We start from the raw sequence: 325 nt of genomic DNA, 5'->3' as shown, positions 1-325 counted from the left end.
CTTATGATGGTTTTGATCCTGCGGGCAACTGTATTGCTGCTCCTGGAGATACGATCACCTATGCCTTTACGGTGACCAATACGGGTAATGTAACCCTGAGCAATGTAGTTGTGACCGATCCATTGGTAACAATGGCAGGCGGACCGATTGTGAGTTTAGCTCCGGGTGCTTCAGACAGTACGACCTTTACGGCTACCTATGTGATCACCCAGGCGGATATTGATGCCGGTCAGTTCACTAACCAGGCTACGGCCACGGGTACGCCACCGAGCGGGCCGGATGTAACGGACCTATCGGATGACAATAGTAATGTAGAAGACGATCC

Annotated in this window: 1 protein-coding gene; it reads left to right on the top strand. The window is 51.7% G+C overall.

Features of this window, described 5'->3' with window-relative positions:
* Positions 1 to 325 (top strand): hypothetical protein (locus tag J1N09_RS15480; RefSeq protein ID WP_414826860.1); only part of this gene is annotated, 325 nt, incomplete at both ends.

This window comes from Aureitalea sp. L0-47, from assembly GCF_026126405.1.
Classification (GTDB): Bacteria; Bacteroidota; Bacteroidia; order Flavobacteriales; family Flavobacteriaceae; genus Pukyongia.
This window is presented reverse-complemented; position numbering and strand designations above follow the sequence as displayed.